We start from the raw sequence: 11,186 nt of genomic DNA, 5'->3' as shown, positions 1-11,186 counted from the left end.
AATATTCGATTTTCCTTTTGAACCGTTTTTGGTAGTAAGAATTACAACCCCACCTGCAGATCTGGAACCGTAAATTGCGGTAGCGGCAGCATCTTTTAATACAGTCATCGATTTTACGTCAGACATATTCAAGAAAGAAATGTCACGGGTTGCAACACCATCAACAACATAAAGTACGTCGTTGTTTCCTAGTGTGCCTTCCCCTCTAATACGTATTTTAAGACCATCTCCAGGAGCACCTGTATTGGCAGACACAGAAACACCTGCAACTTGTCCTTGCAAAGCCTGACCCACATCGGCTACTTTTGTTTTAGCCAATTCCCCCATGTCTACTTGCGCTACAGCACCTGTTATCGATTGCTTTTTTAGACTAGAATACCCTACAACAATTACTTCGTCTAATTTTTGTGAATCACTTTCTAGTTTGGCATTCACTACAGCTTGTCCATTAACAGCAATTTCTCTGTTTTTATATCCAATGTAACTAAATACCAAAACAGCATCAGCACTTACATTATTTAAAGTATAGTTTCCATCAAAATCTGTTGAAGTGCTTAAGGAGGTTCCTTTTACAACAACATTCACCTGAGGTATTGGACCGCTGTTATCCGAAACGTTCCCTTTTACTGATTGAGCATGCATTATGCTTCCTGATAATAGTATTCCAAATAGGAATAAATTATAAATAATTTTCTTTTTCATCATAGTGAATTATTAAATTGATTACTAATTCGAGTTAAATTTTTCATGTCAATAAAAATTAGGTTGATTAAATGCGTTAATAGTTTTTTTTATAATCAAAAAACGATTTCGTAAATTTATTCAGTAGACACAAAAAAAGGTGTACACTATTTCTTCAAAAGTGTACACCTTTACAAAAGATGTTGATTTTCAGTAATTTAAAAAATAATACTTAGTATTTTGCCTTGTGTTTTAATTGATAATTTTTTGGAGTCAAATTATACATCTTATTAAACTCACGGTAAAAATAAGATCGGTTATTAAACCCTGATTGGTAACATACCTCAGATACTGTGAGTACATTTTTACGCAAAAGTTCTGCTGCATATTTTAATCGTATCGTTCGAATTAAATCTCCCGGAGTAAAGCCAAAAATCTGTTTAACTTTTCGATACAATTGCGAATTACTGATACCCAATTCTTTTTCAATAAATAAGCTTTGAAGATTTTCATTATCAATATTGGAACGAATCAGTTCAATCACTTTTTTTACAAAATCTTTTTCATCATTGTTTATTGGCAACGTAGACAAATTCTCAGTAAGCGTATCTTGTGTAAAATGTTTTAGTATTAATTCTTTTTCTTCAAGAAGTTTTTGGATTCTTATTAATAAATGGTCCGGATAAAAAGGTTTCGGAATATAGGAATTAGCACCGCTCTCTAACCCTTCAATTCTATGAATAACAGAATCTTTTGCAGTAAGCATAATAAACGGAATGTGACAGGTCTTGATATCCTGCTTGATTTTTTTACAAAGTTCTACCCCATCCATCATCGGCATCATTACATCGCTGATAATAATGTCGGGCATTTCCTTTTCAAGAATCTCAAGGGCTTCCAGTCCATTATAAGCAGGTATGATTTTATATTTCTCCCCTAATAAATCATCAAGAAACAAATGAATTTCCTTCTCGTCCTCAACAAGTAAAATTGTTTGGCGAGTGTCTTGAATATCTTCTAATGAAACAATTTTATCAGGTGTATCATCGGACTTGTTCGGAATCTCTTCAAGGATGTTTTTAAGATGATGCGAAATCAAAATCGGGCTTACTTCTACATCCAATTCTTTTTCGGTAAAAGATTCTTTACTACAAGGAATGAGAACGGTAAAAGTGGTCTGTTCATTAGCTATGCTTGAAACCAGAATTTCCCCTCTTAATACGGTCACCAGTTTTTTAATATAAGCTAACCCAATACCGGTCCTAAACAAATCATTGTCTGGCGCTTTATTTGTATCCGACAGAAAAAATCGATCAAATAACGAGTCTAATTTCTCTTTCGGAATTCCGTTTCCAGTATTTACTATTGTAATGTTCAACCTTTTGGAATCATCCTGAAGCGTAAACTTAACATCAATTTTCCCTTTTATTGGAGTGTATTTGAATGCGTTTGACATTAGATTAAACACTATTTTTTCAATCTTATCTTTGTCAAACCAGCCTGGTAATACAGACGGTATATCAAGATTATAATCAATCTTTTTATCCAATGCCCATTCATCAAACAATTCAGCTATTTGTTCTACCAAGCTAACAAGATCAAATTCTCTTGCATTTATTTCCAGATAATCATATTCAGCTTTTCGAAACTCTAATAATTGTTGTGTCAAAAACAATAACCTTGACGAATTACGCTGAATCATCTGTAGAAACTTTTGATTGCGTTCGCTAAGATTTGCCGTTTCGGATAGTTTTTGAACGGGACCAACAATCAAAGTCAAAGGAGTCTGAAATTCATGGGCAATATTCGTGAAAAATGTAAGCCTGTTTTCGTGAAGTTCTTCCTCTCTCTTCCTAAAAAGAATGTTTTGACTCAATGATTGTCTCTTTTTGTAATAACTCAACACAAAGAGCACAAAGAGGGTTGTTAATATTAAATAAATAACAAGAGCTAGATTGGATTGCCAAAAAACGGGTTTAACCCTAATATCTATAGCGTGAACTGGTTTGCTCCAAACTCCGTCGCTATTGGTCCATTTTATCCACAAAGAATAATTCCCCTTTGGAACGTTTGTAAAAGAAATAATTCTTCGATTATTAATGGTATTCCAACCCTTATCAAAATGCATCAATTGATACGCATATTGACATTTTTCACTGTTAACATAAGTCAAAGCTGCCAATTCGATGTCAAAAAAGTTTTGATTGTGATTTAAGACAATCGATGGATTCGTTTTTGAATCAGGAGATATCACTAATCCTTGATAATACGGAATAGGCTGATTTTGACCACTGATTTTATCTATCAGAATATCAGGAATAACAGAAGACTCTTTTATTTTTTGTGGCAAAAAATAATTAAATCCTTTTATTCCTCCCATAAAAACAAAATCCGACTTCATATCTTGATAAAATGCACCGTCGGCAAATTCGTTATTCTGAAGCCCTTCGTTTTTGGTATAATTAATGAACTTAGAACCGTTAATATTAAAATTAGACAAACCAAAATTCGTACTTATCCAAAGATTGGACTTTTTATCAGAAACAATTCCATGAATAGTATTATTAGGCAATCCTTCTTTGACCGTATAGCTCTTAAAAACTGCTTCTCCGTTACTCTTTAAATCTTCCAATAAATTCAAACCAAAACTTGTTCCTATCCAAAGTCGATTATTTACATCAGTTTGTAAACACAAAATATCATTATTGGATAAACTTTTGGGGTTATTCTTGATATTTTTATACGTACGAAATTCTTCAGTTTTTTTATCAAAAAGATTAAGACCTCCCAATCGAGTTCCAATCCAAAGCTGATTGTCATTCCTAGGAACTATAGAAAAAATAATATTACTACTTAATGATTTTGCTTTATTGCTATCAGCAAGGTATCTTTTGAATTCTGTTACTTTCAACTTTTCTCCCGAACGCACAATTTTACAGCGAATCATTCCGTAGCCATTAGTTCCAAGCCAAATAAATCCAGTTGAATCCTGAGAAATAGTGTAAGTTGATTTAAAATAATCACATTTATCATTGCCTTCAATAGCAGACCAATTGATAAGTTTAGATTTTTTTAGATCAAAAACCGTAACTCCATCCCCATCTGTGCCAACAAAAACAAGATTATCTTGACCTTTACACAAAGCAAATACGGCATTATTGATAGAACTGTTACTTTCGTTGAAGTTTTGATATTGTAAAGCTTTATCAGGATTTAGATAAAAATTAGAGGAAAAACGAAACAATCCTTTTCCTTTTGTACCGACCAAAAAAGAATTTCCGTCCACCTCCAGAAATGTTCTGATAATTCCCCCGTCCAGCTCAGGAACTTGCGCTTTTGAAATTAAATTAAAAGCTTTTTTCTGTGGATATATTTTAAATAAACCATCTCCATCCGTTCCTGTCCAAAGCACATTTTCACTTCCTTGTATCAATGTGGTAACCTTTTGACTTTTCAGGTATTTCAACCATGGTTTGGAAACGATATTCCCTGAATTATCCATTATAAAATAACCCGATTTACCAGAAAACACAATTCCATCTGGAATATGACCAATGATATTATCAATATTTTGAGTCGATAGCGTTTGATTTTCATTATCGGATAAAGAATGTAAAATAGCATTTCCTGAACTTGGAATGACACATACTTTTTGATTAGAAATCACTTCAAACGTGCGAATACTTTTTGAGATTAATTCTACTTTTGAAATTACCTTTTTTCCATTATTCACTGATTTAAGAGACAAAGCATAGAGTTCATTGCTCTCAAACAATACCAATAATTCTCCTGTTGGAGAAAATTCCATTTTTTTGACCGCTTTGGTCGAAAGTTTTTTGCTATTTAATAATTGAAAAGCAGTTCCATCAAAATAACCAATTCCCCAATCTTTTACGGCACAAAACACTTTTTTGGAAGCATCCAATGCCATGTTGAATTCTGATTCTGATAATGGTGGTTTATTTTCTCTGGAAAAGTAAAATCGCTGGAATGCATCTGTTTTTTTATTATAACGATTAATACCATGAATGGTCAATATCCAAATCTGACCAGCATCATCTTCGGCTATTTTAAGGATTACCTGATTGCTCAGACTGTTTTCATTATCCAATTCTGGCCTAAAAATCTTGAAATTATTTCCGTCATATCGGCTTAATCCGTCCCAAGTTCCAACCCAAAGTAAATTCTCAGAATCTTGAAAAATGGCATTAACAGAACTATTAGACAATCCTTTGGTATTATCCAATTGTTCCAACGAATATTTTAAATCTAAAACTTTTGATGAATCTAAAAGCGATTTGTGATTATTATCAATCTCCATCTTTTTAGTTTCTCCAATACTTTTAGCTACTCCATTATTTAAGGATGCACCTTCCTCTTTATGATTACATGAAATAAAGCCTGCAAAAATAAAGCTGATGAATATAATTTTAACTTTCAATTTAATAAATGTTTATTAGTTTCCTCTCAAACAACCATTTGATTATTAGCACTGCCACATAAATTACTTGCGTTTCCTTTATTAAGCTATAAACAGCAATCTAATTATTTCGGAGGTACATAACAATACAGGAAGAAGATTTTTTTTATACAGGAACTGAGGTAATTATCCAGTACCCAAATGTACAAAAAAAGCTAAGTCATTTAAATCATTCGTAAAATTGTTTGTAAAGCATTCCTAATGACAATCACATTCTTAAAACAGTCCATCATGAAATCTTACAATTAAATCATCACCCCTTCTGATTCAGTTCTAAATCCAATAATTTAATTCCCAATTCATTTTGCAGAAAAAATAAGGTTTCAACAGTAAAATTATGCGTACCACTCAGCCATTTGTCAATCACTGAATTATTTTTATTGATTTTTTTCGCAAATTCATACTTTTTTAAGCCTGCCGCTTCGATTGCATCAGAAATTTTAATAGCCAATCGCTGTTTGTTCTCCTTTTTATCCAATTCTTCTTTAGAAATATTTTCTATAAGAGATTCTAAGATTAAACTATTGTAGGTTTTGGGTGTGCTGTTTGTCTTTTTTCTATTCATAATCATCAAAATCAAAAGGGTTAATTTCCTTGAAAATCCAATAAAATAAGGCTTAGCAGTATTCCTTCAATTATTAAAGAACTGTACAGAAAATAAAAGCTGTTTCTAATAAAAGAAACAGCTTTTACTAACTAAACCAAATTAATTATATTCACACTCATCAAAATGAGTACAATCTTATATTTATTCTGCCTTACATTTACTTTTACAAATGCCAAAACCTATTTTAGCTGAATGGTAACCTCGGTCGGTTTTAACCAAGTACTAGTAAACTTAACTGTTATCGGTTCGTTACCTCCTGTTGCTTGGATATAAGCTACCAAATGACCATGAAATACCCTCTGAACATTGTCGGTATAATCACTCATATCCGTATTATTTCCTGCTTCCAATCCCAATAAAGTACCTGATCCAGTTACGTTACAAGTAACTTCATTATCTGAAAGCATTACTGGCAAGCCTTTTTCATCCAGCACTTGCACAATTACTTTTGCAACTCCATTTTCCTTATTGATTGCGATGTTTTTTTCATTAATCACCAAAGCGTTTGGCTGTTGAGAGGATTGTATTGCATATCGGCTTACTACTTTGTTATCATTACTTAATCCGATTGCTTCCAACTTACCTGAAGCATAAGGGATGTCCCAATAGATAATTCCTGTTTGTTCATCATACTTTTTCTCTTCTCCAACCACTTTTCCGTTTAATTCCAAGCGGGCTTTGGCAGCGTTAGTGTAACAAACTACTCTAATCAATTGTCCATCATTGTAATTATTCCAAATAGGCCAAGCATCTTTAGAAAGCTCTTTTTCATTATTGCTAATGTAAGTTCCTGCGTAAATCATTGGTTTATCCGACCATAATGATTGACGGAAATATCCTCTTGGCTTAATAATCCCTGCAAGATCAACCAATCCTGAATAGAAACCTCTTGATGGCCATGCATTAGATTCACCCAAATAATCAATACCAGTCCATAAAAACTGTCCAAAAATGTGTTCATTATTTTTTACGGCTAACCATGGTTCCATATCATGAACATTCTCACTGCCGAAAATAACTCTGTTTGGATACTTTTTATGATCTGAAGCATATTTGCTTTCTGTATAATTGTATCCTGTAATGTCTAAAGCTCCTGGATATTCTGTTTCGTTAGACATTGCGACTCCAGCCAATCCAGCCGTTGTTGGACGAGATTTATCATATTTTTTCACAGCTGCTACAAGACGTTTGGCTATTCCTCCAAGACGCATCGCATCTGGTGCATCTTTTTTGTAGCCACCATAATTCGCTTGTCCGAAACCTTCTGTTCCTTTATCCAGAACTGGATGTGAATACGGATCATTTGGATAATCTACTTCATTACCAATACTCCATCCAAATACAGAAAGATGATTTCGGTCGCGACGTACCATGTCTTCCAAATCTTTCTCACCCCAATCAACAAATATATCATTAGAGCCTTCAAAGCCGGGAGTACCTACGTTCCATCCTGTTAACCATTTACGTTTAGGAAATTCCCATTCGTCATACGCTTCGTTAAGTACCAATAATCCCAATTCATCACAAAGGTCATAAAAATAGGGAGCCTGTGGATTATGGCTGGTACGAATAGCATTTACCCCTATTTCTTTCAACGTTTGCAATCTTGTTTTCAAAACATCTCTAGGCACTGCAGTTCCTAAAACTCCAGCATCATGATGTAAACAAACTCCTTTCATTTTCATCCATTTGCCATTAAGGGCAAAACCTTTATTTGCATCGAAAGTAAAAGTTCTAAAACCTGTTGAGGTTACCGTTTTGTCGATTGGTTTACCATCCTCCAAAACCGTTGTTTTTAACTGATAGAGATTAGGATGCTCTAAATCCCATAACTTAGGACTTTGTACGTTTATTTTGGTTGCAATTTTATTCTCCTTATTGGCTTCAACAAAAACTTTTTGAGAACTTTTGGCCACTACTTTTCCGTCAATACTCAAAAGCTCATTTACAACGGTAAGATTTGTTTTAGAAGCAGAACCGTTTTCTAAAGCTACTTCTACATTCAAAGTTCCAGTTCCATTAGTGACTTCCGGATAAGTATAAACACCCCATTGTGCAATATGTACAGGATTTGAATAAATCAACCATACATCACGGTAAATTCCTGAGCCAGTGTACCAACGCGAATCGGCACTTTTACTGTGATCAACACGTACAGCAATGATATTGTCTTCTCCATATTTTACAAATGGAGTGGCATCATAAGTAAATGAAATAAATCCATTAGGGCGTTTCCCTAAAGAATGTCCGTTAATGAAAACTTCGCTTCTATTATACACACCTTCAAAATATAAATAGACTTTTTCTCCACGTTTTGCTTGAGGAATATTCAATGTTTTTCGGTACCAGCCAATACCTCCTGGCAAATAACCAGTACAACTCGCTAAAGTTGGGCTCAATCTCCCTTCAACACTCCAATCGTGTGGCACATTCACAGATTGCCATTTACTGGCATCATAAGTTGTGTTTTGAGCACTAGGAGTATCCTGAAGCGTAAACTTCCAGTTGTCGTTAATTTTTTTTGAATCCCCAAATGATATCTGGCCAAACGCCGATATACAGGAAAAAATAAGAATTGGTAAGAAGAATTTTTTAGTAACCATATGTATAATTTTTGTTATTCATTAATCTTGTCTTTTGACTTTTGAAAATGTTATTTTTTTAAGGGTCTAATTCCCTCATGGGTTGGTTTTATGAGCAGTATACTCCCTTCTTTGTCAAACTCCATTTTTTCGATACACACTTCCCTGTTAAATCCGGCTGCGTCTCCCATCGTAATTCCTTTTGGATAATTAAAACGATGGTAAACAATATACCATTCGTCTTTACCCGGTATTTGAATGATTGAATTATGACCAGTTGCGTATATCTCAGCTCCCGTGTTTTTTGCAATGACTAAGTTATTTTCCGAGATATTGATTTTCCCTAATGGAGAGTCGGAAGTTCCATAACGCACCCTGTAATTTTCACTTCGGGTATCGTCTTCGGACCATAAGAAGTAATATTTTCCATTTCTGAAAAAGACAGTTGTGCCTTCCCGAAAAGTATTATCCGGAGTCATCACCTTAACCGATTCAGGTTTGATAGAAATCATGTCCTCATTAAGTTCGGCACAAGCCATATAACCATTCCCCCAGTATAAATAGCTTTTTCCCGTTTTGGGATCGGTGAATACATCCGGGTCAATTTGTTGTCCTCCAGAAACTCCATTTGGCAATTTGTCCACCAATGGTTTTCCTGAATCAACAAAAGGACCTTCTGGTTTATCGCCAACAGCAACTCCAATTTTTTGTCCAGCAGTAAAATAGAAGTAGTACTTATAAGTGTTCCCAACTTTTTTCTCAGTAATGCAAGGAGCCCAAGCATTTTTCTTAGCCCAACTTACATCCTTTTCAAGATCAAGAATAATTCCTTCATCGGTCCAATTAACCAAATCAGGTGAAGAAAATGTTTTGAAATAAGTTCCAGACCAGCCATCAAATCCATCGCTTGTTGGATAAATATAATATTTAGATGTTTTTTCAGAATACATAACATCCGGGTCAGCATAAAAACCATTTAATACCGGATTATTTGCCACCGAAGTAGTAACCGACCAGATTTCTGCTGGCTTTCCTTCTATAGAAACAGTATATTTTACGGCTCCTTTTGTAAAATCCTGAGCTGTTTTTGGTTCAACATTTACTCCTGCAAATTTTGTAAAATCAGGTTTAAATGAGGTAAGATTTGTTCCTCCTTTTACCGGCAAATGAACTTGCTTCACAGCGTCATCAGCCTTGATGTTGGTTTTCTTGACTGCTTTGGCATCAGATGAACTCATAATATCTTTTGCACTTCCCCATTTACTTTCCAATCGAGCCAATTCTTTTGCAGTTATAGGCAAAACCGTTCCGTGACGCGGGTGAAAATTCATCGAAATCGCATTATCAATAACAGAGAAATTCTCTAAATCACTGGTTTTGGTAAACTGATATTTTCCTTTTGTATAAAGATCATACATAAGAATATAATCTTTCGAATTATTCAACTTGAAAACTCCGGCACCTTCCACAGGATATGCGGTTTGCTGTACATATTTGTCTCTCAAAACATAACCTTCTGTTAGTTTATCAGAAAAAGCGACTTTTATACCGGCTCCAGCTCCTTCTGTTTTGAAAAACAAATGATATTTATTGTCTTTAAAAATAATTTCACCATCAATGCAAGCGCCATTTGTTGGACTGAAAAATAGTTGTTTTGGCTCGGTCTCCAAATCGGTAAAATCAGTATTAGCGTAAGCATAATAAATTTTATCAATATCGTTTCCGTGTTGCATAGACCAATAAATCATATACTTTCCCTTTTGGGAGTCATATATGGTTTGAGGTGCCCAAACGCGTTTTAGATTTTCATTGTTTCGATATTTTTTTTGAATATTGATAACCGTAGAACTCCAGTTTATCAAATCGGTTGATTTCAATAAAACCATCGCCCTATTGGAGTCCCAACCCTTTGCCGAAACCATATCGGTTGCCACCATATAAAAAGTTTTACCATCGACTCCTCTCAAAATATGAGGGTCTCTTATTCCTCCACTCGAGCTGATTTGTTTGGAATCAATAACCGGTTGATTATTATTTAATGCCCTAAAATTGTAGCCATCGTTACTTATTGCAAAACGAATTGATTCTTCATCATTTGAGTTTCCAGTAAAATACGCAAACAAATAGGCACTTGTTTTTACATTGGAATCCTTTGTTTCAGTCTTACCAGTTTTCTTTTTCGAAACCTGTTGTGCATTAGTAGTACCAAAAGCCACCAGGCCCAATACTAAAACAACACATTTATAAATGTTCTTGTCGAATATTTTTAATCTATAATTCATTTTTTCAATTCGATTTAACTATTTAGATACTTTGACAATTTTGTACAAACCTGCTCCGTGTTGGTTGATTTCAGGGGCAAATTCTCCTGAAAATTTACCAACTACTTTTCCAGACCATAGATCAGTGATTACACATTTATCCGAAAATCCAATACCTTTTAGATCTATCGAAATTTTCGCGCTAGGCGGTGGTGCTGGACCTGAAGGGTTTTCTGTGAATACAAAAAACTTCACGGTTGCCCCAGTATTTTGAGTAACGCAAGCATCATCCAATCCAACAAGTGCTTTAAAATGGGTATAACCTTCCGGTATGTCAAATTCTATTATTGAATTCGAATGCGTACCAATTCCATCTTCATACTTAACTTTATTTACAATGAGCGCATTACCTGAAACACTTTGGTTCACCTTTACTTTTTCCCATCCCGATGTTGCTTTAATCCATTTTAGGCTGGTGAGTTTAACAGCGCCTTTTTCATTATAAAGAGTTGGTTCTATCCAATTGGCGTGATCCCAATCGGTTTTATCACCACCATCATTTACGACCAAATACA

General features: G+C 34.4%; 6 protein-coding genes. All 6 read right to left on the bottom strand.

Annotated features, from left to right (window positions below; genetic code table 11):
• The coding region (locus VFS71_RS12705) for a TonB-dependent receptor plug domain-containing protein (RefSeq protein WP_326401667.1) at positions 1–702 on the bottom strand (702 nt) is incomplete at its 3' end.
• 211 nt (positions 703–913) lie between these two features.
• Entirely contained in the window at positions 914–5,122 is a 4,209-nt protein-coding gene (locus tag VFS71_RS12700) for a hybrid sensor histidine kinase/response regulator transcription factor (protein ID WP_326401666.1), read from the bottom strand.
• 292 nt (positions 5,123–5,414) lie between these two features.
• Positions 5,415–5,726, bottom strand: coding sequence for a helix-turn-helix domain-containing protein (locus tag VFS71_RS12695; RefSeq protein ID WP_326401665.1), 312 nt, complete (start codon positions 5,724–5,726; stop codon positions 5,415–5,417).
• Between the two features lie 221 nt (positions 5,727–5,947).
• Positions 5,948–8,371 (bottom strand): sugar-binding domain-containing protein, encoded by a 2,424-nt coding sequence (locus VFS71_RS12690; protein ID WP_326401664.1) that lies wholly within the window; start codon positions 8,369–8,371, stop codon positions 5,948–5,950.
• Between the two features lie 50 nt (positions 8,372–8,421).
• Positions 8,422–10,632, bottom strand: a complete 2,211-nt coding sequence (locus tag VFS71_RS12685; protein ID WP_326401663.1) for a family 43 glycosylhydrolase — start codon at positions 10,630–10,632, stop codon at positions 8,422–8,424.
• 18 nt (positions 10,633–10,650) lie between these two features.
• Positions 10,651–11,186, bottom strand: a 536-nt coding sequence (locus VFS71_RS12680) for an NPCBM/NEW2 domain-containing protein (protein WP_326401662.1), incomplete at its 5' end; no start/stop codon positions are given.

Origin of the sequence: Flavobacterium sp., assembly GCF_035760125.1 — a bacterium.
Taxonomy (GTDB): Bacteria; Bacteroidota; Bacteroidia; order Flavobacteriales; family Flavobacteriaceae; genus Flavobacterium.
The sequence above is the reverse complement of the archived record's forward strand: the minus strand, read 5'-3'. Positions and strand labels throughout refer to the sequence as shown.

Coding starts and splice junctions, on each gene's coding strand:
- VFS71_RS12685 (WP_326401663.1), bottom strand. CDS start 10,632: ATGAATTATAGATTAAAAATATTCGACAAGAACATTTATAAATGTGTT.
- VFS71_RS12695 (WP_326401665.1), bottom strand. CDS start 5,726: ATGAATAGAAAAAAGACAAACAGCACACCCAAAACCTACAATAGTTTA.
- VFS71_RS12690 (WP_326401664.1), bottom strand. CDS start 8,371: ATGGTTACTAAAAAATTCTTCTTACCAATTCTTATTTTTTCCTGTATA.